Genomic DNA, 25,253 nt, shown 5'->3' with positions numbered 1-25,253 from the left:
TAATTTGCCGTTTGGTTGCCATCGTTAAATCCATGCTTTCTACCTCCTTCTCTAAGGAGGATTTTAACGGGATTTATTTGCGAGGCCACGTTAATCCTTTCGGCGGCATTATTTGCTAGGCGACGCGTGCCCTTGACAAGCGAGACAGCGATTAACTATAATCACGGAGCGCCGTTCAGGGCAAGAAGGGCCATTAGCTCAGTTGGTTAGAGCAACCGGCTCATAACCGGTCGGTCCGGGGTTCAAGTCCCTGATGGCCCACCAAAATGACAGTAAATTGGGGGAGTTCCCGAGCGGCCAAAGGGGGCAGACTGTAAATCTGTTGTCAACGACTTCGGTGGTTCAAATCCACTCTCCCCCACCACTGTCTGACGGATCGCCCCTCAACAGGGGCGATCTGTCAAATAACTGAAAAGCCGGTGTGATGGAATAGGCAGACGTGTCGCACTCAAAATGCGATGGGGGCAACTCCGTGCCGGTTCGAGTCCGGCCACCGGCACCAATCAAAAACGTTTCTTTTCCCTTGCCGTTTCATTGGAACATCATCACCACCACGCCCGCGATGCCGATGGCCACGCCGATGCACAGCATCACGACATCAGTCTTGTTGCTCGCTCCCTTTTTGTTGATCTCCGATGGCCTATTGGGGTTAACCATGATCTCCACCACCTGACCTGCTTTGTAGACATCAGCGCGATAGGCAGGTGTGAACCGCTTGCTGTATTCACGGCCGTCCATGGTGTAGGCGACAGTGGGGATATACTCCGCCGTGGTTATGCCGCCGTGTCCTTTGCCCCGGCCTTGGGTGCGCATATGTTTTTTTACGTCCGTGACGGTGGCCCGGACTTTTGCCGTGCAGCGCCGCGTCTTGATGGCGCGCATAAGGATATTTTTCAAAGCGATCTGTAAAAACAAAAATGCGACCACCCACAGCGCAATTGCCGTAATCATCGTGCAATCTCCTTTCAGATGTCGAAAGATACTTTTCGTGATCCCGTGGAAAGCTGCCACACTGCCGCGCGATCTTCCTTCGTGCGGAACGCGGCGGTGGATGCGCCTGCGCCAATTTCATAGTATTCCCCCGGAATGACGTCGTCAATATTCCGGAGGGTATTGTGGCTGCTCTGATCGTTTCAATCTTGACAGCATCTTTCGGCTCCGCCATAATCCAAGTAAACCAGTGGGATGTTTTCGGACGTCTGCAAGGGAACGAAGCGGCACACGAGAAGAGCTGTGCAGACGGCGGTGTGCCAGTGTGGTTCCGTGGCCACAACGTGGCCTTCAAAGGCTTTCCCACTGTACGCAGCCCCGTCCAGACGGGGCTGTGTTTATCTGTGGGGTCATTATGCTGGAAAAATTGGCTCAGGATGAGATTTGGATCGAATTTCTCGATTACAAATGTGCCCGTGGCCTGCTTGGCCGGGAAGAGGCAAAAGCCCTGACGGACTTCATCCAGGACCGTGCCTACCTGCCCATGGCCCGGCAGATCATCAACGGTTCCTATATTTTTGGCATTCCCGAACGTCGCGAATTGAGCAAAATGGGTACGGACAAAAAACGAGTCGTTTATACCTTCTCCTTCCATGAAAATATGATCCTCAAACTGCTGGCCTACCTGCTTTATCGGTATGACAACCTGCTGGCACCCAATTGTTATGCCTTCAGAAGGGAGATCGGGGTACGCCAGGCCTTTACCGGACTGGCGCGGGATCCGGACATTTCATCACTCTGGTGCTATAAGACGGATATCCGAAATTACTTCAACAGCATTGATACCATTCTCCTGTCAGATATCCTCCGGGCGGAGATCATGGATGACCCGCCTCTGTTACAACTGCTTCTTTCCTTAATCGGTGATAACCGGGCGCTCTGGAAGGGGCAGGTAATCAGGGAAGCCCGGGGCGTCATGGCAGGGACCCCCACCTCTCCTTTTCTGGCCAACCTGTATCTGAAAGAAGTGGATTTCCATTTCGCAGGTGAGCAGGTCCGCTATGCCCGCTATTCCGACGATATCATCTTTTTTGACACCTACGAAAACCTGCTCCGTCATCAGGCCGTTTTGAACGGCTTCCTGGACCGTTACCGACTTGAGACCAATGAAAAGAAGGAAGAGATGGTCCCACCGGGTGCCGCCTGGTCTTTTCTCGGTTTTCAATATGAAAATGGCGCAATCGATATTGCACCGGCAACCGTTAAAAAATTGATGGGCCGCATCCGGCGGGCCGCCCGCTCACTCCGACGCTGGATGCTGCGCAAGGGAGCTGAGCCCGAGCGTGCGCTCAAGGCCTTCAACCGCAAATTCAACAGGAAATTCTACAGCAGGGAAGGGCGCGATCTTTGCTGGTCGAGCTGGTTCTTCCCACTGCTGACAACTGATGCCTCGCTCCGGCGGATCGATGCCTTTATGCAGCAATACCAGCGCTATCTGGTGACAGGCAGGCACAATAAGGCCTCGCTTGCCAAAGTACCCTACAGCATGCTGAAAGCCTGCGGCTACCGCCCTTTGGTGAGCGCCTACTATGGGAAATGGCCTGAAGGGAAAAGTGATTAAAGGCAGCCAGCCTCAAATGCAAGTGCATCCTCCTCTGAAAAGGATGGATTGATGTCAGGCGCCAGGCGGAAGGTCATGGTCTCCCCGCTCACCGGGTGAGGAAAACTGAGGCCACAGGCATGCAGAGCGATGGTAGGCACAATCCGGTCCCTTTCATCCATCAGGCCGTAACGCCGGTCTCCCAGCAAGGGAAGGCCGTGTGTGGCCATCTGGGCGCGGATCTGATGCCGTCTGCCCGTGATCAGTTCGATCAGGAGCAAGGCCTCCCCCCTGCCCTGATCCCGTGACAGCACCCGCCAATTCAAGACCGCTTCGCAGCCTTCCTGATCACTGATCTGCCGTCTTACGCGGCCGCCAATCTCTTTTCGGGACAGGATATCCCGCATGCTTCCCTGATCGCCTTCAGGCTGTCCTCTGACGATGGCCAGGTAGAGTTTTTGCACTTGGCGCGTACGGAAAGCCCGGGAGAGGCGGGAGGCAGCCTTGGAGGTCTTGGCGAAAACCATCAAACCGCTGACAGGCTGATCCAGACGGTGAACCAGGCCCAGATAAGCCTTGCCCGGTTTCCTGTAGCGGATCTCCAGATCCCGTTTCAGAAGCTCAAGCATATCGGGTACCGCCGTCCGGCCCGATTGGGAGGGGATGCCGGGCGGCTTGGCGGCAAGCAGGAGGTGATTGTCCTCATAAATGATGGGCGGCGTCTTGTAGGGGGCAGGCATACCATGAGAATAGCACGCAGACCTGCAGGCGGGTCAAGGGGTCTGAAAAATGCCCGGGCCGCATGTTATATAATGAGGTCGTTGTGATCCATTCATTTGGCGCCAGGAGGTTATCCATGTCCACCACACCTCATATTCTGATCTGCGACGACGATCCCGTCGTCCATGAATCGCTCGGGCTCTACCTTGACGCAGAGCACTTCCCGCACTCCTCTGCGTATGACGGGGAAGAGGCACTCGAGAAAGCCCTGCATGAAAAACCCGACCTCATCATCCTGGATCTCATGATGCCCAAGATGTCCGGCACTGATGTCTGCCGTACCATTCGTAAAACCAGCAATGTGCCCATTATCATGCTGACGGCCAAGGGAGAGGAGATCGACCGGGTCCTGGGATTGGAGCTGGGCGCCGACGATTACATCGTCAAGCCCTTCAGTCCGCGTGAAGTCATCGCCCGGATCAAGGCGCTCTTTCGCCGGATTCAGGATACGGAATCCGGCCAGAAGCCTTCCATTCTCCGCTTCGATGGCCTGGAGATCAACCTGGACAACTACCAGGTCAAGGTCAATGACCAGGTGGTCGCCTTCACGCCCAAGGAAGTGGAAATTCTTTACCTGCTTGCCTCTCACGCAGGCCAGGTCATGGACCGCGAGCAGATTTTGTCCAAGGTCTGGGGTTACGACTATTTCGGCGACACCCGGACGGTTGACACGCACATCAAGAGAATCAGGCAGAAGATCGACAGCGATAATCCAAAGTACGGCTTAATCACCGTCTACGGGGTCGGCTACAAATTTGAGGCGACCTCCTGATTTGAAATGAAAAACCGTTTCCTGGTCCGACGCATTTTTTTGTTATTGATTGCTGCTCTCATGCTGTGGACGGTTCTGACTGCCATCTTTTACAGTTTCGTTGCCAATCCGGTTTTTAACCGCATCAAGGCAAGAGAGCTGCTGCCCCGTGCCAATCTGATTTCCGAGAATGTGTTCAGTGAAAACGGGTTGACCTTTTGCATCGATCTGATCGAACACTCCTACGAACTCTTCGGCAACTGGATCTACATCGTGGATGACCAGGGTGTGCGCTACCATACGCCCTTGCCAGAACCGCTGACCGGGCTTGCAGAGGACCTCGAATCTGTTGCCCTCAAAGAGCACAAGCTGTTGTCCAAGGCAGAGGATCCGCATAAGCTGAGTCACATTAATCTGCCTCTGGCGGGCGACCGTTTTCTCGTCCTTTCTGTTCCCATCGGACAGGACGGTGCGCAACGAAAGGGAACCACCATCTTCGTGCAACCCATGAAAGAGGTGGGCGCAGGTATCCAGAGCCTGAACTTCGCCCTCCTCACATCCTCACTCATTGTCCTGGTCATCATGGTGATTCCTGTCATCATTGCCGCTTTTCGCATTGTACAGCCCATCGAGTCGATCCGGAGCGTAACCCTGGCCTTGAGCCGCGGTGATTTCTCAAGACGGGCCGATGAAAGCCAGGAAGGTGAAATCGGAGAGCTCGCCCGTACCATCAACATCATGGCCGAAGATCTGTCGGAATCTTTCCAGCAGCTGCGCGACCATGCCGTCCGCCTTAAGCAGATCATTGACGGAATTGGCGAGGGCATTGTCGCCGTCAACCGCAACGGCAGTATTATGCAGTATAACGACCGGCTATATTCAGTCTTCGGACTTGACAAGCATCATGCCGGCCGGACCGACCCCGAAATTCTGCTTCGGGAAAGCCGGATCGATCACTTTTTCAATGAGGCCATGGATGCGAACAAAACCGTGACCTGTGTCATCGCCAAGGATCACCGGCAAATCCAGATCGTCATTACGCCCCTGGTGAGCGGACTGCAAGTCGTCAACGGCGCCGTCGGCCTTTTCCGTGACATCACCCAGGCAGAGCGCTTGGAGCAGACGCGGCGGGAATACGTGGCGAATGTTTCTCACGAGCTGCGTACACCCCTTACTGCCATGAGAGGTCTGCTGGAACCCTTGACGGAGGGCATGGTGACCTCTCCCGAAGACCAGAAACGTTATCACGAGATCCTTTTGCGCGAGACGCTGCGCCTGTCCCGCCTGATCAACGACATGCTGGAATTGTCCCGTATCCAGGCAGACACGACCCCGGTTGAACAAGGTCCCGTCAGTCTGGCTTCCGTCGCCAAAGATGTCGCCAATAACTTTGAAGGCGTCATCGCGGATCAGGGTCTGAAACTGGAAACGGTCGGTCTTGACGATGATCCGCCCCCCGTTTGGGGTAATTCAGACCGGATTGAACAAATCCTGGTTATATTGATTGATAATGCCATCAAATTCACACAGCCGGGCGGAACCATCACCATCAAGATTGCCAGGGACTACAACGGCGCCTCGATTTCCGTCGAAGATACCGGCAGCGGAATTGATGAGCAGGATATTGATCACGTTTTTGACCGCTTTTTCAAAGAGGACAAGGCACACCAGAAGCCGGGAACCGGACTTGGATTGTCCATTGCCAGGGAAATTTCCCGCCAGCTGGGCTATGACCTCCTGGTTCAAAGCGTAAAGGGTCAGGGATCCGACTTCAAGCTCCTGATTCCCTATGCTGACGAAACAGCCGATTTTTCAGGCCATGAGGATTAACCGCTTTATCGCATCTTCCGGTCTTTGCAGCCGCCGTCAGGCGGACAGGCTGATCCGGGAGGGCCGGGTTCTGGTCAACGGCATGCCCGCTTCCACCGGCATGATGATTGAAACCGGTGACAGGGTCACCGTTGACGGCCGTCCGCTTGAACCTCCTTCTCCTCAGCCGGGGGTAGTTCTTGCCTTTCACAAACCGAAAGGGATCACTTCTACAAGTGACCCCGCCAGGCGCGACAACATCATTGACTTCATTGGTTATCCCCGCCGCATTTTCACGGTCGGCAGGCTGGACAGGGATTCACGCGGCCTGATCCTGCTCACCGACGATGGCGGGCTGGCCCACCGGATCATGCACAGCCGTTTTGGGCATGAAAAAGAGTACGTGGTGACGGTTGACCGGAAAGTCAGCCAGGATTTCCTGCAGACCATAAAAACAGGAGTCCCGATCCTGGGCCGGACCACCCTCCCCTGCTCCGCCTGGATGACAGGAGAATACGAGTTCCATATCGTCCTGCGCCAGGGTCTCAACCGCCAGATCCGGCGCATGTGTGAGGTGCTGGGCTACCGTGTCACGGACCTGATCCGGACCCGGATCATGCATATCACGCTCGGTTCGCTTCCTGAAGGCAGTTACAGGGAGCTGACCTTTAAGGAAAAGGAAGAACTTGTACGTGCCACGTCAAAAGAAAGCGGGCGCTAGGGCGCCCGCCTTCTTTTCTGTTAACCGAACCGGTCAGGCTTCCGTCATCCATAAACCGTGCAGATTGCAGAACCCGTAAACCTGCACAGGACCTTCCTCGACATGAAATGACGCCTTGGGTTCATCACCCGGATGCAAATGCAGGAACTGTACCTTGTCACCCTGGGCCGCAGCAATCCAGGAGATGTGACGCTGCGGCGTCATGGGGTGCTCTTCCTCTCCGACGATCACATGAACCATTCCCGCTTCCCTGGTCACCCGCGGGATGTGCTTGTCAGGCATGGTATCGGTTGTTCCGGCATGAAGCAGTGACATGGGTTCCCCGCAACAGACCATCTTTCCACTGCCTTCATTCAGCATGTAGGCCAGGTTGTCACCGTCCTGGCAGTAGTAAAACTTGAGATCTTTCATGAGACCACTCCCTTTCACCGAGCCGTCTCCATCCGTCTGCCCTGAGCATATCATGGGGGGTCCGGGCCAGACGTATTCACCGTCACACTTTCCCTGTCCTCTTCCTTGTCGCTTTTATCGCTGCGCTTCTTGCCGGCGCCGTTTTTCCCAAAATATCCTGCTGTCAGGCTGATGCCCGCCACCAGTAAAAGGAGGCCTGATGACACAAGTGTCAAATAGAAACCTTCATGGAAACCGACAGGCAGAAAGGCGAAAAAGACACGGTGGCGGCCTGCAGAAAGATGAATGGCCATCAAAGCGCGGTCAACTGTGAGAATGTCAACCGTTTCCCCGTCCACATAGGCTTTCCATCCGGGATCCCAGGGCACAGTAACCAGCAAAACACTTTCTTCCTCCGCAGTAATCTCACCGAAAAAATGATCCTCTTTCATGGTGAAGTCTTCAATGCCACGGCGGTTTGCTTCAAGAGACAGGTCACGCAGAACCTCAGTGTCCAAAAAGGATATCCTGGCTTCAAGGGTTCCCGACTCCGGGGCTGACGCGGAAAGCTGCAGGGACAAATTGACATTCTTGCCCCCATGCACGGTGCCAAGATCGATGATCCCCTTCTGTTTCTCATCAGCCTTGATGCGGTTTCCATCGATCAGGATTTCAATTTTTTCAGTGTCATGGCCGTGCAGGTCGAGGTGCAGGAAATGGGGTCCTGTCTGCAGGGCAGTCCAAAGGATCTCAAGGTCTGCTGAGTGATCTTTCGCAGGCTTGCTGAACCTGAATGAAGAATCCCCCGAGTAGGACAGCAGATCTCCTTGGGATTCATCGGGTTTCAGATCTTGAAAGAGCGTGGAAGCCCTGCCGAAAAGAGCTTCTGCGAAACGGTTCTGGTTGAAAAAGGGATTGCCGCGGATGCCCGAATAGTCAAGGATGCGGCTGTCAGCTGTAAAGGCAATCGGAAACGAATAGGGATTCTCGTAGACAGAAATGAGCTCATTGCCCAAAACAAGCTGCCGCGCTGCTTGGTCAAGGCCTTCATTTTTGTCCCTCACGATCAGGTAGCGTATGCCAAAGAGAGCCTCGCTGAAAAGTGTCGCTCCCCGGTACTGGTAGCTGTTGACTCCGTTGTTGTGGAAGCCAAAGTTCCTGAAGAAAGAAACGGGATCCGCCGGCGATGTCGAAGCGAAAAGGGAAAGCCCCCGGTAACCGTAAAGGGCAGGATCATTGGAGGTCTTGTGAGGACGGATTTCCATCCGGTCATCCAGCTCACCTCCCCCAAGCTTGCCTGTCTGCTTGATTGCCTGGCGGATGGAGTAGACCGTATCACCGGCTGAGTAAGTGTCGCGGTTGCCGTAATATTCGTTCTTGTCCATGTGATAGAGGCCGGAAAAAGTCGACAATACAAGTTCAAGGAACATGATGGCAATCAGGAGGTTGACCTGGAGCCGCCCCTTGTATTTACGTGACCTGAGGGTGGAAAAGATCAGGGTATAAAAGAGCATGAGTCCAATCGCCCCCCACTGAGTCCAGGGCGAGAGCTTAATATCAGGTTCGATCGCGGCAACGGTGGGAATGGCCAGGGCCAGGCAGAGGCCCAGCAGCCCGATCTCTGCCGGGCGGAACTCCCGCATGGATCTCAGTCCGTCATAGGCCAGGGTCAGGAGCAGCAGGATGACCACGAAAGAGAAGCGGAAAGGGAGTTGATTGGGGTAATGCATGCCGTGCCAGAGGAAATTAAGGACATTGATATCGAAGGACAGAAAGAGGAAGAGCAGAAGGAAACCATTGAGGATTTTCTCGCGCAAACGGATCCGGCTGGAAAGAAAAAAGACCGGCAGCAGAATCAGGACGGGCAAACCGCAATAGAGATTGGGCGATCCCGAACGAACGGTTGGCTCCAGGAAGGGAAAGAGCTGGCCCAGGTAGGCAAGCGGCCGGCCCAGGAGTTCAACTGACCCGGGAAAGGCATCGCCTGAAGCAGACGTGAGGGCCAGCGACCGGTAGACAGGATAGAGAAGAATTGCCGGCAGGGTGACACCGATAAGGGTCAATCCCGCCGTCTTGCCGAAAGAATAAAGTCTCGCCAGAGGCTTTCTGTCGCGTGTATAGCGAAAAAGAAGCACCGGATAGTAGAGGGCGATGAAGAGGCAGGCGAAAAAGGCGAGATAATAGTTGGTCACAAGCAACAAGGCCAGCGACAGAGGGTAGAGTAACCACTTGCTGTCCCTGATCTGCCGTATCAGGGCGAGGAGAACAAGAGGCAGAAAAATCAGCGTATCCAGCCACATGATATTCCAGGAATAAGCGAGGACAAATCCTGAAAGGGCGTAGAAGGAGGAAAAAGCAACTGCGAGGGCGCCTCTGCGGCGGAAACTGACGCGGAGATAGTAGAAAAAGGTCAGTCCTGCGCAGCCGATTTTGACCAGGGTCATGACGAAAATGGCCTCGGTCAGGTAGGCCGGGGGAAAAAAGACAAGAAGCAGGTTGAAAGGGCTGGCCAGGTAGTAGGCGAAGAGAACATAGAAATTGGTTCCGAGCCCTGGAACCATGGTATAGAAAATGGAACTGCCTGACAGGATCTTGTTGCGTAAAAGCGCAAGAAAAGGCGCATACTGATGGAAGAGATCAACTGTCAGCATATGGCGTCCGCCAAACGGGAAGACTTGAAGCGCACCATAGGCAAGTCCCAGCACGGCAAACGGAATGACAAAGGCCATCAAGGCAAGCCCCTTGTTATTCCAGAAAGGTCTTTTTTCTCGCTCAAGGGTAAAGGTGCCTGGCGGCAGATCCTTCATAAATATCTCCCCGTGGTCGATCAGCTGAGCCAGCCTGTAAGCCGGGTTCTGTCTTGGATGACCATTTATCTCGGCCTTTCGTTGCCGAAAGGCTCAAGCCGCCTCCACGGAACCTGCGGGCGACAGTTGTTCCTCCACGGCGTTGCTCCGGATGGGGTTTGCATGGCTGCCGCGTCGCCGCGGCACCGGTGAGCTCTTACCTCACCTTTCCACCGTAGCCGGACGCATCCGGCTGTCTCTTTCTGTTGCACTTTCCTTGAAGTCGCCTTCACCGGCCGTTAACCGGCATCCTGCCCTGGGAGCCCGGACTTTCCTCAGCGCCTTTCTTTCAAAATGACACCGCGGTCACCCGGCTGACTCAGCCTTGATCCCATCTATTATACGAAAGGTGGAAGATCTGTTCAAATGTCTCTAACAATTCAGCTGACTGGCTGTTGTAGGGTGCCTGTTTTTTGAGCCTGTCGATTCTCTTTTTCAGGTATCGGTTCAGAAGCGGGTCATTTACCAATTTTGCCAGGCGCGAAAGGATCACCGGACCAAAATAAATTTCCAGCTCACTCATTCGCGAATGTCCGGGAGTCTCCCGGTCGGAAAGGATCACCAGATAGATTCTGCCCCTGTCTTCAACACACTGCTCATCTGTGATGGCCAGACCTGTCCTGAAAAAAGCTGAACGAACGGTTTCCTCCCTGGTTTGCGGTTGAATGATAATCCGTTTGGGAAGATGCAGCTTGTCCGGATGATCTTCCAGGATGGCGGCAATGGTATCGCCCCCCAGACCGCTGATCAGCAGGATATCCTCCCTGTTCAGCTCAAGTCCTTCAAGCCCTTTGGCCAGTTTTGCTTGAAAACCTGCTCTCAGGCCCTCTTCCCCGGCCTTTTTTTCTGCGGCTCTGAGCGGCACCTCGCGGACATCGGTAACCAGCACAGACTCACAGCAGCCTTCTTTGAGAAGTGCAAGAGGGACTGCTGCGTGATCACAGCCGATGTCGACCAGCCGGCGGCAAGGCACCTGGCGCACCAGATCGGCCAAGAGGCCCAGCCGGCAGGTTCTGTCCAGGATCACTCCAGATATTCGCGCAGTCTGGCACTCATATTGGGGCCGCGCATTTTCCGGAGTGCCTTGGCTTCAATCTGCCGGATGCGTTCACGGGTCACGTCAAACTCCAACCCCACTTCCTCCAGAGTTCTTGTCCGGCCGTCATCCAGGCCGAAACGAAGGCGGAGCACCTTTTCCTCCCGTGGCGTCAGACCGGAAAGGACCTTGGTCAATTCTTCCTTCAGCAGGGTGGAAGCCGCCTGATCGGCAGGCGAGGGCGCATCTTCATCAGGAATAAAGTCGCCCAGGTGGCTGTCCTCCTCTTCGCCGATCGGTTTTTCGAGCGAAACCGGTTCCTGGGAGATTTTCATAATCTCCCTGATCTTCTCCGGCGTAAGATCCATCTCCGCCGCAATCTCCTCGACCTCGGGCTCTCTTCCCAGTTCCTGAACCAGCTGGCGCTGGATACGGATCAGCTTATTGATGGTTTCCACCATATGTACCGGGATCCGGATGGTTCTCGCCTGATCGGCAATAGCCCGGGTGATGGCCTGGCGGATCCACCAGGTCGCATAGGTACTGAATTTGAATCCCTTTGTGTAATCAAATTTGTCCACAGCCTTGATCAGGCCGAGATTGCCTTCCTGGATCAGATCAAGGAAATGCATGCCCCGGCCGGTGTATCGCTTGGCGATACTGACCACCAGGCGGAGATTGGCTTCGATCAGATGTTGTTTCGCCTCCCAGTCCCCGGCCTCCATGCGTGCGGCCAGTTCTTTTTCCTCATCAGCCGTTAGAAGCTCCACCTTGCCGATTTCCTTCAGGTACATCCGGACCGGATCATCAACAATCATGGCATCATTAAAAGCTTCAGCTTTTTTGTTACGGTCCCGCTCCCTCATTTCCTTTTCGATGTCGTCTTCGTCGATGACTTCAATACCGGCTCGCTCCAGCATGACGATCACATCGTCCAGCCGCTCTTCATCCCACTTGATCTGCTCCAGGTAATCGAGCACCTCCTGTTGCCTGAGCTCATCGTCATTGTCTTTGCCCTTGTTGATCAGGGGGTAGATCATTTTCAGAACCATCTCGTCATCATCAATTCGTTCGAGAAGCGACTCCTGGTCTGTCTCTTCCTCTTCTTCCCCGTCTTCCTCGGCTAAAAGATCGTCCTCGTCATCGTTTTCGGCGTCCGGATCGAACGCTTCCTCGATTTCATCTTCCTCGTCCTTCATGAGGGAGGAAACAGCCTGTTCATATGCCTCCCGCTGGTCAGCGGATTCATCCGCCATCTCCAGCATTTCAGGCTGCCTGGCTTCAACTTCATCTTCAGATTGAAGCTGGAGCTCATACTCCCCGGACTTGGGAAAATTAAGGGGGCTCAGCCACTCCGGTCCAGGGTGAGAGGAGGCCTCTGCCTTCTTATCATTTTCTTCATTTCCCCCTGCCATCAGCCGCACGGCCGTTTGAGCCGCCGCCTGACGCCAGGTTATTGGAGTGACAGTTTCTTGATTGGGGTTCACGATTGGTTTTCTCCTTGCAAAATCATTCGAAAGGTATCCGCTGCGGTCGTCAGTCCGGCAGCTTTTGCATAACAATTACCCGCATCTTCTTCGGCTCCTTCCAGTTCCAGCCTCCGCGCCTTGCGGGTCAGCAGCGAGGCCCTGCGTCTCCAGACTGAAAGGCGCCGTTCTGAAAGTTTCTGCCCAAAGATACTTTCTTCCTTTTCCGGCGTGAGCTGACTGACGGCAATTTCCTGGTATTGCTTCTGGATCATGGCATGAATCCGGTCCGGATCGGGTGAAAGGGTGCGGCTCTGATTCTCATCTTCATCATCATTATCTGCCAGAATACGATCAACTATAGTATGCAAACCCGCCAAGGTCAATCGCGCCTCCCGTGCCTCTTCAATCGCCTGTTCAGCAATTGCCCGCATGGGACCCGCCGTAAAGTCCATAGGGCCAATCGGGGCGCGCGCATAATCGGAAGACAGGAAGGCGCGGACCTGCCCGCTGACGGAATAGGAGGCGATGCTTCTCTCGCTCAGATGAATTCTCACCCCGGCGGCCTGGTTGTTGATGGCCAGCATCATCAGAAGCGTCACTTCGTCCTCATTATAGAAAGAAGGCCGGGCTCTTTTCATTTTTCCAGGCGACCGGCTCAATTGACCGTACGGGATATCCTGTTTTGGATCAAGTTTCCGCCGCATTCCGCGCCTTCTTTCGATCTCCTCCCCTACCGCCCGGTAGCTTAGCTGCATTTCCTTGGCGAGCTGCCCCCCGAAGATTTCTCTTCGGGTACCGTCGGGTTCTTCCGCCAGCAGATCGAGTGCCTGATCACGGTATTCATTTTCGGTCATGTTCTTTTCCGTCTTGTAATCCTGTTTCAGTACGGCAAGCCGGTAACCTGTGCGGTCATATGTATGCTCCAGCTCCACCGTCAGCCGTTCGCGGCCGTAAAGTCTAAGGTAATCGTCCGGATCTTTGGCGCCATCCAGCAAAATGTAGCGGACTGACAAGCCTTCCTTGCGGAGCATTTCTCCCGAACGCAAACTGGCCTCCCTCCCTGCCCGGTCATTGTCCATCAGAATATGAACCGTATTGACGCAGCGCCTGATCGCCCTGGCCTGGAAGGCCGTCAGGGCAGTCCCAAGCGGCGCGACTGTATTCGCAAGACCTGCTTTTGCCAAGGCAAGAACATCCAGGTAGCCCTCAACCAGGAACCAGAACCTGCCTGCTGATTGAGTGGCCTGCAATAATCCAAACAAATGTTTGCCTTTATGATAGACCAGGCTCTCGGGCGAGTTGATATACTTGGGTCCGTCATCTGTAATGGCCCGGCCCCCGAAAGCGAGCACACGTCCTGACGCATCCATGATTGGAAAGATGATACGCCGGTAGAAGAAATCATAATAGCCCGTCTTGTCCGATCGCCTGATCAGGCCGCCGTCAAGCATGGCCTGGTCCGAAATATTTTTGGCGGATAAGGCCCGGTAGAGATCCGTTCTGCCCGAAGGCGCATAACCCAGGCCGTATTTTCGATACAGGGGCCGGCCGATGCCGCGCTCAGCCAAGTAATTGCGAGCTTCGGCCCCGGCTGCGCTTTCCAGGCTGGAATAGAAAAAACGGGCCGCTTCACCCAGCGCCTGGAAGGCAAGGTTCTGTCTTTCAAATCGCTCTTTCCATAGACTGTCCTCCGACTCCTCGAGAGTGATGCCTGCCCTGTCGGCCAGGAAGCGGATGGCTTCGGGATAGGAGAGGTGTTCAATCTCCTGAATGAACTTGATCACATTGCCGCCTTTCTGACATCCGAAACAGTAGAAGATCTGTTTTCCCGGTGAAACACTGAAAGAAGGTGTCTTCTCCTCATGGAAGGGGCAAAGGCCAAAGAGGTTGAGAGCGCTTTTCTTCACAAGAGAGACGTAAGAAGACACAACATCAACAATGTCGTTGGCTTCAATCACTGCGTCAATACTCTGCCGAGAGATGAGCCCCATCGAGGGTTAACTCCTGTATTTCCATTTCACGAGAGACTAAGTCCGCAAAAACTCCCTTACATATTATACGACATCCTGCAACGCGAAAACGGCCCGCAACCCGAAAGCCGCGCGCCGCTCCTGGACCGGCCGGATGGCCGGCGATTCCGGCTGCCTTATCCCTGGACTTCCGAGTCTCTTGGGAAGACAGTGCTGATTGCGGATTTTTTGAAGGTCAGGAGGGTTCTTTCAGCACTTGTGTAGATTGATACCTCATCATCTGAAATATTGGCAACCTGGCCGACGATGCCGCCAATGGACATGACCTTGTCGCCGGGCCGCATGGAAGCGATGGTTTCTTTCAGTTTCTTCTCGCGCTTTTTCTGTGGACGGATAGTGAAAAAGTACATCACACCGACAATCAGTATGAAGGGCAGCATGGTGTACAAGAGGCTGAGGGCTCCTCCCGGCTGCTGTTCTCCGGATGTCGTACCGGCAGCCATCAGCAGTAATGGAAATAAGGTCATAACGATCCTCCTTAGGTTCTGTCTTTCGTGAAATCCGGTCCCAAAAACCGGACAGCATGAGTTTAACATAAAAACAATCTCCTGTTGTGCCTTCAGCCGGCGTATCGCGAAAAGAATTCACTGCGGAAGGACAGGAGACGGTCGTTTTTAATGGCCTCGCGTATTTGACGCATCAGATCAAACAGAAAGGCAAGGTTGTGCCATGATAAAAGGCGGAGGCCCAAAATCTCCCCGCTTCGAATCAGATGGTGCAGGTAGGCACGTGAATAATTCCGGCATACATAACAGCCGCAGCCGGCATCGAGTGGCTGGTCGGAGCGCAGATGGGCCGCGTTCCGGATTACAACACGGCCTTCCCAGGTCAGTGCTGTCCCGTTCCTGCCTACCCGGGTCGGAAAAACACAGTCAAACATATCAATCCCCCGGACCGACCCTTCGACGAGGTAATCGGGTGAACCGACACCCATCAGATAGCGCGGTCGGTCAGCAGGCATGTGCGGCAGAAGCGCCTCCAGCATTTCATACATGGTTCCTGCCGGCTCTCCGACCGAAAGCCCGCCAATGCCATATCCGGGCAGGTCGTAAGAGGTAATTTCCCTTGCGCTTTGAACCCGGAGATGCGCGAAAGTTCCACCCTGGACGATCCCGAAAAGCGCCTGTTTTTCGGGATAATGCCAGGCGTTGACCGCCCGGTCAAGCCATCTGGTCGTCCGTTCAAGCGACCGGCGGACATAGGATTCATCTGCCGGCCATGGGGTACATTCATCCAGCTGCATCATGATGTCCGAACCAAGTGCCTCCTGAATAGCCATGGCCTTTTCAGGTGTCAGAAAATGCCTTGATCCGTCGATGTGGGACCGGAAATGGACGCCCTCTTCTTCAATGTCCCTGGGCTTGGCCAGCGAAAAGATCTGAAAGCCCCCGCTGTCAGTCAAAATGGAGCGGTCCCAGTTCATGAAACGGTGGAGGCCGCCCAGCTCGTGCACGACTTCCCCGCCCGGCCGCATCCACAGATGGTAGGTGTTGCCCAAAATAATTTCGGCGCCGATGGACTTCAGCTCTTCCGGCGTCATGGTTTTTACGGTGGCCCGGGTACCCACGGGCATAAAGGCCGGGGTTTCAAAAGAACCATGCGGTGTTGTAACAAGCCCGTAGCGCGCCCCGCTTTGGCCGCATTGATGCTTGAGCTGATAAGTCACTGCCTGCAAAATAGGTATCCTTTCTGCGCCGCTCAGTTCATAAGCTGCCATGAGGCATCAGAAGCATGGCATCGCCGAAACTGAAAAAACGGTACTGCATCTCAACCGCCGTTTGGTAGGCTTCCAGAATTTTTTCCCTTCCCATCATAGCGGACACCAGCATCAGAAGGGTGGATCCTGGCAGATGAAAATTGGTGACCAGGGCATCGACAACTTTGAATTGAAAACCAGGATAGATAAAGAGATCCGTTTGTCCAGAGCAGGCTTGAAGTTTGGAACCATGGGTCTGTCGCACGACACTTTCCAGCACCCTGCAGCTTGTGGTCCCGACCGCAATCACGCGGCCTCCTCCTGCCTTGACCTGCCTGATCCGGCCAGCAGCTTCCTCACTGAGACAAAAGGCTTCACTGTGCATCGTATGATCTGTGATCACCTTCTCCTTAACGGGCCGAAAGGTGCCAAGGCCTACGTGCAGGGTCAGACGGACGATTGATATACCCATGTTTTCAATGCCTGCCAGCATTTCCTCAGTAAAATGCAGGCCAGCGGTCGGCGCCGCAGCGGAGCCGGGCGCTCTCGCATAAACAGTCTGGTAGCGTTCCGGATCATCAAGCTTGGCTTGGATATAAGGGGGCAGTGGCATTTCGCCCAATTCTTCCAGCAGGGTCATGAAGCTGCCTTGAAATTCAAAGGATATGATACGGCTGCCGTCCGCTTCCACCGCTTCAACAAGCGCCTCCAATTTTCCCCCCTCAAAAACAATCCGGTCGCCAGGCCTGGCCTTTCTTCCCGGCTTGACCAGGCTCCGCCAGGAGTTTGCGCCGAGCGGCGACAGAAGAAAGAGCTCGACGGCACCTCCGGACCGGGCGCGTCTACCCCGAAGCCTTGCCGGGATCACCCGGGTATCGTTAATCACAAGGCAATCCCCTGCCTTCAGGTAGCAAGGCAAGTCAGAGAACAAACGATGTTCGAGCGGATGATCACCACGCATGACCAACAGCCTGGACTGGTCGCGCCGGTCGGTTGGCCGGTGCGCAATCAGCTGTCTCGGGAGGGCATAAAGATAGGAAGCGGTCAGCTTGTCAATGCCGGTCATCTCATCAGCCATCCGGACCTGCCCCTTCCATCAGGATTTTCCGCATCAACCCTTTCAGTTTCTCTATGCCTGCGTCGGATCGGCAGATCCGTACGAAGGGCCGGTCCCTCTTCTTAACCCGCATTCCCGTCAGGGGCAGCAGACCGAAATTGGCATTCATGGGCTGGAAGGACCCGGGGTCTGCTTCTGTCACCCAGGCGGCCAGGGCGCCGGCCATAGTTTCCCTGGGCGGAATAAGTGATTCCCGCTCAAGGCTGTCTTTTCCATGGATCATGGCAGCCGCCTGCAGGGCAGCGATAAAACCCGAGCTTATGGCTTCGACGTATCCTTCCAGGCCGGTCAGCTGACCGGCAAAATAGAGATCTTCTCTTACACGGCTTTGAAAACCCCGGGTCAGGACGTCCGGGGCCCTGAGGAAAGAATTACGGTGCATGACACCGTACCGAAAGTAGTCAGCCCCGACCAAGGCCGGTATCAATCCAAAGACACGCCGCTGTTCGGGAAAGGTCAGGCGGGTCTGGCATCCGACAAGGGACCACATGCTGCCCGATTTGTCCTCCCTGCGCAGCTGGAGGCAGGCATAGGGGGGCCGGCCTGTGACAGGGTCAATGAGGCCAACAGGCCGCAGCGGTCCGTAACGCATGGTATCCTCTCCCCGTCCGGCCAGGACTTCGATCGGAACACAGTCTTTGAAGTAGCTTGGATCAAAATCGTGAACGGCCGCTTTTTCCGCACTCAGCAGCGCCTGCCGGAAAACGCTGTATTCTTCTTTTGTTAAGGGGCAGTTCAAATAATCGTCACCCCCCTTGCCGTAGCGGGAGGCCAAAAAGGTCCGGCTTCGGTCGATGGATTCTCCATCGGCAATGGGGGCAACCGCATCGAAGAAATGAAGACCCCCGCTCCCGGCGAATTGCTCAATTGATTGAAATAAAGGCCCGGAAGTCAGAGGGCCTGTGGCGACAATGACAGGTCCCCCCTCACTGAGAAGATCAGTCAGGGATTCGATTTTCTTTTCGACTATCGTGATCAAGGGATGGCCTTTGAGTGCCTCCGTCACCGCCAGGGCAAAACGGCTGCGGTCGACCGCCAGGGATCCGCCTGCCGGCACCGCTGTATGATCCGCTATCCTGATCAGGCCGGACCCCAATGCCCGCAGTTCTCTTTTCAGCAAACCCTGTGCCGTTTCCGGACGGTCCGACTTGAGTGAATTGCTGCAAACAAGTTCGGCGAAATAGGGCTGTGAGTGTGCAGGAGTCAGCTGACCGGGTTTCATATCCAGAAGCTTAACCTGCAAACCGAAACGGGCGGCTGTCAATGCCGCCTCGGAACCGGCGAGGCCGGCGCCCGCGATCGTTACGTGTCTGGCCACATGATCCATTATTATTTTTTCTTTTTGCTTGTTTTTTTCCGTGTCGGGCATTCCTTGTTTGAGCAGGTTTCATAAGTCTTGCCGCGGAATCGCCTTTTAACCATATAACTGCCGCATACTTCGCAGGATTTCCCATCAAGTGGGAGATCGAAGCTGGCGAAATCACAATCGGGATCCTTGGTTTTATCGCAGAAATAGAGCAGGTTGCCGCGACGGATCTTTCGGGACCGGACAGGAGAACCGCACCGGGGGCAGTGCGAAGCAGTCGGCTCAGAGATGGTCTCGGTATACTTGCAATCCGGATAGCGCGAGCAGGCGATGAATTTGCCGTATCTCCCCTCGCGGATAACCAGCTCCCCTTCCCCGCACTCCGGACATGTCCTGCCGACCGGTACGTCTTCAAAGACGACTTTTTCTGCCGTCTCCATGGCTTTCAGCACATCGCCGTGGAAGGGGGCATAAAAATCTTCCAGCAGCTCAACCCAGTTGCGCTCGCCCGATTCGACACGGTCAAGCTCGTCTTCCAGGTGAGCCGTAAAGTCGGTATCAACGATGTTGCGAAAATGCGCTTCAAGCATTTCTGTTACCGTCAATCCCAGATCTGTCGGCTTCAGTGATTTGCCTTCCCGTTCAACGTAGAGCCGGTCAAAAAGCGTTGAGATGGTCGGTGCATAGGTCGAGGGCCGGCCAATTCCCAGTTCTTCAAGCTCTTTAATCAGGGAGGCCTCCGTGTAGCGGGGGGGCGGTTGGGTGAACTTCTGTTCGGGAACGATTCGGTGCAGGTAAAGCGAATCGCCGGCAGCAAGTTCAGGAAGATCGACAAGATCCGGCTCATCGTCATTTTTTGCTGAGTTCGGCTTTTCCGCCTCTTCTTCGCCCGATACACCGTAAACCGCCAGCCAGCCTGGGAAAATCAGGCTTTCCCCCTGGGCCCTGAAGAGCTGATCGCCCGCCAGGATATCAGCCGACACTTTATCGTAAACCGCTGCCTCCATTTGTGAAGCCAGGAAGCGGTTCCAGATCATCTGGTAGATACGGAACTGGTCATTTGACAAGTAGGGCTTCACGCGTATCGGGGGCAGGTCAAAATGAGAGGGCCGGATGGCTTCGTGCGCATCCTGGCTCTTGTTTTTGTTCTTATAAAAGGGGGCTCTGGCCGGAAGATAGGAATCCCCATAGCTTCCTTTGATCAGCTCTCGTGCAGCGCTGGCGGCCTCCTGGGAAACACGAACCGAGTCGGTTCGGATGTAAGTCACAAGGGCGGTTTGCCCCAGGCTGCCGAGGACAACGCCTTCATAGAGATTCTGAGCTGCCATCATGGTGCGTTTGGAAGTAAAGCCCAGGGCCCGCGATGCGCTTTGCTGCAGGGTGCTGGTGGTGAAAGGCGCATAGGGTCTGCGCTTGCGTTTGCTCTTTTTGACCTCATCGACGACAAAATCATACCCCTTCAAAGCCTCCAGAAGCTTGTCAAGCTCCTCTTTTGAACGGATGGTCACCCGCGATATGCGGCCGCCCTTTTTGCGCCCATGATAAAGGGCTGCGAAAGGAGCTTCCTGCTCTGCTTTTGACAAAAAAGCCCTGATTTTCCAGTACTCCTCCGGAATAAAGGCTTCAATTTCCCGTTCACGCAGAACGATCAGCCTGGTGGCAACAGACTGTACCCGTCCGGCCGAAAGTCCCTTCCTGATCTTCTGCCACAGGAAGGGGCTCAGCTCATAGCCGACCAGGCGGTCGAGGATGCGGCGTGATTGCTGGGCATTGACCAGGTTCTCATTGATGGGGCGCGGTTCTTTGACAGCCCGGCCGACAGCCTTGCCCGTGATTTCGTTGAAGACGATGCGATTTGGGCTTTGGCTATCAACATCCAGCAGGTGCGCCAGATGCCAGGCGATGGCCTCCCCTTCGCGGTCCGGGTCGGTGGCAAGCAGAATCCGGTCCGCCTTGAGCGAGGCATCCTTCAATTCACGGACCACCTTCTCTTTGCCCGGCAGTGTCAGGTAAAGAGGCTTGAAACCATGATCGACATCCACACCGATCGTCGAAGCCGGCAGATCCCGAATATGGCCGACCGAAGCCCGGACGTCATAATCTTTGCCCAGATAGCGGGCAATGGTTTTTGCCTTGGCGGGTGACTCCACCACGACCAGTGTTTTTTCCATAACCAAGTCTTTCCCCTAATCCTGAATTCCTATCATTATATATAGGAGAAGCGGGCATCTGTCAAAAATCCTCAGCTTGACTCGATTTGGGAAAGCACGTAGAGTCCCAGGTTCATCCTGACCATACCCTTGCCGGTCAGGACAGCCAGGCGTTCAAGAACTCTGCCCCGGCTGAGACCAGTCACTTCTGTCAGCCCGGTGACTGTCCTGGGCGAGTTTTCCAGTGCCTCAAGGATAAACTGATCTTCTTTGGTTGGCTGATGACGCAAAGGGGGAGGCGATTGCCTCTTCTTCGGGAGACTGATCTCCTGATGCAACCCTGCAGGCATATGAGGAATATCTTCCATGTCCTGAACCAAAATCGCCCCGTCTTTGATGAGATTGTGACAGCTCCTGCTGGTGCCTGAGAGGATGGAACCGGGTACGGCCAGCACATCACGTCCATAATCACCGGCAAAACCCGCTGTGATCAGAGTCCCGCTCGAGCCCGATGCTTCCGTCACCAGTACGGCGTCGCACAGGCCTGCCAGTATTCTGTTCCGGGCCGGGAAATAATTGCGCCTGGGAGTGGTTCCGGGGGGAAATTCAGTAATCAGGGCTCCGCTTTTCTCAATCTTGGCGAACAAGCTGCGGTGTTCGGGCGGATAGGTCACGCCCAGTCCGTTGCCCAAAACTGCAAAGGTCGGACACCCTTCCTGCAAAGCCGTCCGATGGGCCAGGGCGTCAATCCCCCTGGCACCGCCTGAAACAACCGGTACCCCTCTGGCCGCAATGGAGCCCGTCAGTTTTTTTGTGACTTCGATCCCGTAGGCCGAAGGCCTGCGCGAGCCGATCACGGCGATGACCGACGGACCATTGAGGGCCATCCAATTCCTTCCGCTTACAAAAAGAACCGCCGGTGGCCGGCTGATATGTCTCAGCCTTTCGGGGTAATCTTTGTCCACAAGTGTCAGCGGTCTCCAGGAAACCGGACAGGCAATTTGCCTTTGCCGCCCGGCTTCCTCCCTGATTCCCCCGATTAGGGATGCAGGAGGATTTTCACGCGACTCCAAATAATCAAGAAGACGGCCAAGCCCTCCTGCTTCCTCAAGTATTTTTCCCCGCTCGCTGTTGTTGATTCCCAGACGGGTGCAAATGGTAACGAAGGCGATGGCCAGCGGCAAATCCGTCATGGCCGAAGCTCCGGTACAGGCCAGGGCATGGCTGCCTTGTAATGAAACGCCTCGGCGACATCCTCCCTGGAAACTGTTTCGCGCTGGTCAAGATCAGCAATGGTCCGCGCGACACGGATCATGGAATAAAAAGACCTGGCCGTCATCAGGGAAGCATCAGCCAGGCTGGCTGCGAATCCTTTGGCTTCATCTCCGACCTGGAAATAGTCAAAAGGAAGCTCCGGTCTGACCCTGCTGTTGAGGAAAAGGCCATGCCCGGCCCTTGATGCCCGGTTTTTTTGCAGGGCCCAGGCTTGCGAAACCTGATCCCTGATCCGGCACATGGCTGATTCTTCCCCTTCCTGCCTGTCTTCTCCTGCCAGCCTGGACGCCCCCACTCTGGTCAGCATGGCAGTCAAATGGAAGCGGTCAAAGAATGGTCCGCTGATCCTTGAAAGATGGCGCCGGATGTCACTGTCCTGACAGCGGCAAAGGCTTTCCGGTTCGATCAGTAAACCGCAGCGGCAGGGATTGCAAGCAGCTACCAGCAAAAAATCAGCGGGAAATGTCACCTTCCAGCCTGATCGCGCTAAACGTACTTCCTGGGATTCGACCGGTTCGCGCAAGGCATCCAGGACCCGGGCGTTCATCTCCGTCACTTCATCGAGAAAAAGAACCCCGCGGTGCGCCAGCGTACTTTCACCGGGAACCGGGTGGGCACCGCCCCCAACCATGGCCGGGACTGTAATGCTGTGATGGGTATGGCGAAAAGGGCGCTGCGGGCAAAGCCCGGCTTCCCCACCTGCCGGCTGCGTCGCGCTTATCAAGCGCATTACTTCAAGCATCTCATCATCGTCCAAAGGAGGTAAAAATTTTGGGATTAAGGAAGCAAGCAAGGTCTTGCCGCAGCCGGGCGCGCCCATCATCAGGAGAGGATGCCAGCCGGCCGAGGCAATGACGCAGGCACGAAGGCCTTCTTCCTGGCCGGCGATTTGGCGGAACCATCCGGTCTCGGAAGCGGACGGCGGTCCCTTGCCCGGATGCCTGGGCCGGATCCTTCCACTCCTGATCCCTGAAAAACGATGTACCGCTTCTCTCAAGTCACAGGCACCTTCGTATTCAATGGAATCCACCAAGCTTGCCTCCTCCTCACCTTCCCTGGGCCCCACGACATATCGCACTCCCACTTCACGCAGGGCCAGCAGACGGCTCAGGATACCGTTGACGGGCTTGATCCGGCCATCAAGCGAAAGTTCCCCCAGATAGGCTGACTTGAGGGATCCCTCAGGCCTTGCCGCCTGAGATGAAGCCGCCAGAATGGCCAGCGCCAGAGGCAGATCAAAGGCACTTCCCTGTTTGGGCAGGGCGGCGGGCGCATAGCTTGCTATAACCCGCCCCTTGGGAAAGCGAAAACCGCTGTTGCTGATGGCAGCACGCACACGCTCGCGGGATTCACGGATGGCAGGGTCTCCCCTTCCAGATATCTCAAATTGAGGGATGCCGGCCAGGATGGAGACTTCTATCTCCAGGGGAACTCCATCCAGGCCGGTCAGGGCACAGGATGCAACCTGATGGTAGTTGGCAGACGTCATAAGGTCATTCTTGAGTCAAATCACTTTCTGAGGAAGGCCAATTGACAGCACCAGCATGCAATCCCGGACGAATTGTCAGCAAAGAAGCATTTGATTGATGTTATGATGAATTGGGCGGTTATCCAGGCGTCAGGAAGAGGCTGCCATGAAAATCGGGATTGTAGGACTTCCAAACGTTGGCAAAAGCACCTTGTTCAATGCGCTCACGGGCGCCGGTGCCCTGGTTGCCAATTACCCTTTTGCAACCATCCATCCCAACCTGGGCCTTGTCCCCGTTCCTGACCAGCGCCTGAATGATCTGGCGGAGATGATGGGAACCGCGAAAATTGTTCCGGCAACGGTTGAATTCGTTGATATCGCAGGTCTCGTCAGAGGGGCCAGCATGGGGGAGGGTCTGGGGAACCAATTTCTTTCCCACATCCGGGAAGTTGATGCCATCCTGCACGTCGTCCGCTGTTTCGAAGATGAATCCATTGCGCACGCCAACCCGACAATTGACCCTGCCAATGATTTCCGGACTGTTGAGCTTGAATTGATCCTGGCTGACCTTGCACACCTCGAAAAGCGGCAGGCAAAAGTCGCCAAGGCTGCGAAGAGCCACGCACCCCTCCTCTTGTCCGAGCTGGACTTGATCAGCCGGCTCTTGGCTCACCTGGACGATGAGAAATCTGCCAGAGTCTTTGACGCTGACGAAAATGAAAAGGGTTTGCTGGACCAGTTCAGCCTTCTGACGCGCAAACCCCTCATGATCGTCGCAAACGTCAAGGATTTGCAAGACTGCAGCGCAAAGCTTGCGCTTTTGGACAATTTTCTGGGTGACCAGGAGATCCCCATCCTGCAGGTTGCAGCCGATGTCGAAGCCGATCTGGCAGAACTGCCCGGGGAAGATCAAATCCTGTTCAGGGAGGAGCTGGGGCTGCCGGAAAGCAGCCTGGACCGGATCATCCACCAAGCCTACCGGACACTCGACCTCATCTCCTTTTTCACCAGCAATGAAAAAGAAGTGCGGGCGTGGACCGTCAAAGAAGGTTCTCTTGCACCCAAGGCGGCAGGCACAGTCCATTCAGACTTTGAGCGGGGCTTCATCCGTGCTGAAGTTGTCCCTTTCCATGAGTTGAAAGAGGCAGGATCCCTTGCGGCAGCCCGTGAAAAAGGATGGGTACGCTCCGAGGGCAAATCATACAGGGTTCGTGATGGTGATTACATCACCTTCCGTTTCAACCTTTAGCCCTGCCGGGCGGAAAGGCCCGGAACCGGAATGCCCCTCTGACCCAGTTCTTTCCCAAGCAGGAGGAGCACCGATTCCTCGAGCGCGGCCAGGCTGCCGTTATTATCGATTTCGTGCGTTGCCAGCTCACGGTACTCCTGGCGGGTCATCTGAACCTTCATTCGCCTGCCCGCTTCGACTGCATCCATACCCCGACGTTCAAGCCTCTTGAGGCGGGTCTCCTCATCCGCTGTGACCGCCCAGACCTGATCACAGACATCGAGAAAACCCCGCTCGACCGGAATGGGCACATCGAGGGCGATGGCCTTGATTCCTTTCTGACGGGCTTCTTCCAGTCTTTCATCCATGGCTCGGATCACATCCTGGTGGATGATGGCACTCAGCTTGTCCAGGAAAGGTTTGTTTGAAAAAGCAAGTGCAGCCACACGTTTCCGGTTGAGCGCTCCCCCGGCATCCAGCAAATCGCTGCCGAGGGCGGCCGCAATCCTCCCGGTCGTTTCACCGGCAACCTCCGTAAGTTCATGGGCGATCACGTCAGCATCGATGACCGGAATCCCGGCAGCACGCACAATGGAAGCGACGGTGCTCTTCCCTGATCCAATGCCTCCCGTAATACCGATTACAAACATG

20 protein-coding genes, 3 tRNA genes and 1 other RNA gene are annotated in these 25,253 nt (G+C 55.2%); 8 read left to right on the top strand and 16 right to left on the bottom strand.

What is annotated here, in order from left to right; all coding sequences use genetic code 11:
- Positions 1 to 187: 187 nt before the first annotated feature.
- From GX839_06160 to GX839_06150, 3 genes are all read left to right on the top strand, one after another.
- A tRNA-Ile gene (locus tag GX839_06160) sits at positions 188 to 264 on the top strand.
- 15 nt (positions 265 to 279) lie between these two features.
- Positions 280 to 364, top strand: a tRNA-Tyr gene (locus tag GX839_06155).
- 51 nt (positions 365 to 415) lie between these two features.
- A tRNA-Leu gene (locus GX839_06150) sits at positions 416 to 502 on the top strand.
- Between the two features lie 29 nt (positions 503 to 531).
- On the opposite strand, the gene GX839_06145 is transcribed toward GX839_06150, so the two are convergent.
- On the bottom strand, positions 532 to 951 hold the full coding sequence (locus GX839_06145; GenBank protein NLB05040.1) for a DUF3592 domain-containing protein: 420 nt from the start codon (positions 949 to 951) through the stop codon (positions 532 to 534).
- Positions 952 to 1,345: 394 nt separating this feature from the next.
- Between GX839_06145 and GX839_06140 the strand changes: the two genes are divergently transcribed.
- Positions 1,346 to 2,551: an RNA-directed DNA polymerase gene (locus GX839_06140; GenBank protein ID NLB05039.1), complete on the top strand. Its 1,206-nt coding sequence runs from the start codon at positions 1,346 to 1,348 to the stop codon at positions 2,549 to 2,551.
- Here GX839_06140 and GX839_06135 read toward each other — a convergent pair.
- A complete protein-coding gene (locus GX839_06135) occupies positions 2,548 to 3,270 on the bottom strand; it encodes an RluA family pseudouridine synthase (protein ID NLB05038.1) in 723 nt (240 codons plus the stop codon). The genes GX839_06140 and GX839_06135 overlap by 4 nt on opposite strands.
- A 116-nt stretch (positions 3,271 to 3,386) precedes the next feature.
- Between GX839_06135 and GX839_06130 the strand changes: the two genes are divergently transcribed.
- The 3 genes from GX839_06130 to GX839_06120 are packed head-to-tail and all read left to right on the top strand — an operon-like array spanning position 3,387 to position 6,591.
- Positions 3,387 to 4,082: a response regulator transcription factor gene (locus tag GX839_06130; protein NLB05037.1), complete on the top strand. Its 696-nt coding sequence runs from the start codon at positions 3,387 to 3,389 to the stop codon at positions 4,080 to 4,082.
- Positions 4,083 to 4,088: 6 nt separating this feature from the next.
- Positions 4,089 to 5,891 carry a cell wall metabolism sensor histidine kinase WalK gene (locus tag GX839_06125; GenBank protein NLB05036.1) on the top strand — a complete coding sequence of 601 codons (1,803 nt, stop codon included), beginning with the start codon at positions 4,089 to 4,091 and terminating at the stop codon, positions 5,889 to 5,891.
- A complete protein-coding gene (locus GX839_06120) occupies positions 5,881 to 6,591 on the top strand; it encodes a pseudouridine synthase (protein NLB05035.1) in 711 nt (236 codons plus the stop codon). The genes GX839_06125 and GX839_06120 overlap by 11 nt, the downstream gene beginning before the upstream one ends.
- Positions 6,592 to 6,624: 33 nt before the next feature.
- On the opposite strand, the gene GX839_06115 is transcribed toward GX839_06120, so the two are convergent.
- The 13 genes from GX839_06115 to GX839_06055 all read right to left on the bottom strand — a co-directional run bounded on the left by GX839_06115 (position 6,625) and on the right by GX839_06055 (position 23,395).
- Complete coding sequence (locus tag GX839_06115; GenBank protein ID NLB05034.1) at positions 6,625 to 7,002, bottom strand: desulfoferrodoxin Dfx; 378 nt, start codon at positions 7,000 to 7,002, stop codon at positions 6,625 to 6,627.
- Between the two features lie 50 nt (positions 7,003 to 7,052).
- Positions 7,053 to 9,788 carry a YfhO family protein gene (locus tag GX839_06110; protein ID NLB05033.1) on the bottom strand — a complete coding sequence of 912 codons (2,736 nt, stop codon included), beginning with the start codon at positions 9,786 to 9,788 and terminating at the stop codon, positions 7,053 to 7,055.
- Positions 9,789 to 9,809: 21 nt separating this feature from the next.
- Positions 9,810 to 10,149, bottom strand: an RNA gene (gene rnpB / locus GX839_06105) — RNase P RNA component class A.
- Positions 10,147 to 10,854 carry an SAM-dependent methyltransferase gene (locus tag GX839_06100; protein NLB05032.1) on the bottom strand — a complete coding sequence of 236 codons (708 nt, stop codon included), beginning with the start codon at positions 10,852 to 10,854 and terminating at the stop codon, positions 10,147 to 10,149. The genes rnpB and GX839_06100 overlap by 3 nt, the downstream gene beginning before the upstream one ends.
- On the bottom strand, positions 10,851 to 12,119 hold the full coding sequence (gene rpoD / locus GX839_06095) for an RNA polymerase sigma factor RpoD (GenBank protein NLB05031.1): 1,269 nt from the start codon (positions 12,117 to 12,119) through the stop codon (positions 10,851 to 10,853). The genes GX839_06100 and rpoD overlap by 4 nt, the downstream gene beginning before the upstream one ends.
- Positions 12,120 to 12,346: 227 nt before the next feature.
- Positions 12,347 to 14,323 (bottom strand): DNA primase, encoded by a 1,977-nt coding sequence (locus GX839_06090; protein ID NLB05030.1) that lies wholly within the window; start codon positions 14,321 to 14,323, stop codon positions 12,347 to 12,349.
- A gap of 155 nt (positions 14,324 to 14,478) precedes the next feature.
- The gene (gene yajC, locus GX839_06085; protein ID NLB05029.1) at positions 14,479 to 14,829 is read right to left on the bottom strand and encodes a preprotein translocase subunit YajC; all 351 of its coding nucleotides are present in this window, start codon (positions 14,827 to 14,829) and stop codon (positions 14,479 to 14,481) included.
- Positions 14,830 to 14,921: 92 nt separating this feature from the next.
- The gene (tgt, locus tag GX839_06080) at positions 14,922 to 16,037 is read right to left on the bottom strand and encodes a tRNA guanosine(34) transglycosylase Tgt (GenBank protein NLB05028.1); all 1,116 of its coding nucleotides are present in this window, start codon (positions 16,035 to 16,037) and stop codon (positions 14,922 to 14,924) included.
- Positions 16,038 to 16,065: 28 nt separating this feature from the next.
- The gene (gene queA, locus GX839_06075; protein NLB05027.1) at positions 16,066 to 17,124 is read right to left on the bottom strand and encodes a tRNA preQ1(34) S-adenosylmethionine ribosyltransferase-isomerase QueA; all 1,059 of its coding nucleotides are present in this window, start codon (positions 17,122 to 17,124) and stop codon (positions 16,066 to 16,068) included.
- A 4-nt stretch (positions 17,125 to 17,128) separates the two neighbouring features.
- Complete coding sequence (locus tag GX839_06070; protein ID NLB05026.1) at positions 17,129 to 18,493, bottom strand: methylenetetrahydrofolate--tRNA-(uracil(54)-C(5))-methyltransferase (FADH(2)-oxidizing) TrmFO; 1,365 nt, start codon at positions 18,491 to 18,493, stop codon at positions 17,129 to 17,131.
- A gap of 11 nt (positions 18,494 to 18,504) precedes the next feature.
- The gene (gene topA, locus GX839_06065; GenBank protein NLB05025.1) at positions 18,505 to 20,652 is read right to left on the bottom strand and encodes a type I DNA topoisomerase; all 2,148 of its coding nucleotides are present in this window, start codon (positions 20,650 to 20,652) and stop codon (positions 18,505 to 18,507) included.
- A gap of 71 nt (positions 20,653 to 20,723) precedes the next feature.
- Complete coding sequence (dprA, locus tag GX839_06060; GenBank protein NLB05024.1) at positions 20,724 to 21,824, bottom strand: DNA-protecting protein DprA; 1,101 nt, start codon at positions 21,822 to 21,824, stop codon at positions 20,724 to 20,726.
- Positions 21,821 to 23,395, bottom strand: a complete 1,575-nt coding sequence (locus GX839_06055; protein ID NLB05023.1) for a YifB family Mg chelatase-like AAA ATPase — start codon at positions 23,393 to 23,395, stop codon at positions 21,821 to 21,823. Before GX839_06055 ends, dprA begins: the two co-directional genes overlap by 4 nt.
- Positions 23,396 to 23,540: 145 nt before the next feature.
- Between GX839_06055 and ychF the strand changes: the two genes are divergently transcribed.
- The gene (gene ychF / locus GX839_06050; GenBank protein NLB05022.1) at positions 23,541 to 24,623 is read left to right on the top strand and encodes a redox-regulated ATPase YchF; all 1,083 of its coding nucleotides are present in this window, start codon (positions 23,541 to 23,543) and stop codon (positions 24,621 to 24,623) included.
- On the opposite strand, the gene GX839_06045 is transcribed toward ychF, so the two are convergent.
- Positions 24,620 to 25,252 (bottom strand): dephospho-CoA kinase, encoded by a 633-nt coding sequence (locus GX839_06045; GenBank protein ID NLB05021.1) that lies wholly within the window; start codon positions 25,250 to 25,252, stop codon positions 24,620 to 24,622. The genes ychF and GX839_06045 overlap by 4 nt on opposite strands.
- Between the last annotated feature and the right edge of the window lies 1 nt (position 25,253).

It is taken from the genome of Fastidiosipila sp. (genome assembly GCA_012511175.1).
GTDB lineage: Bacteria > Bacillota > Clostridia > Saccharofermentanales > DTU023 > UBA4923.
Note: the sequence above shows the minus strand (reverse complement) of the source record. Positions and strands in the feature narration are given on the sequence as shown.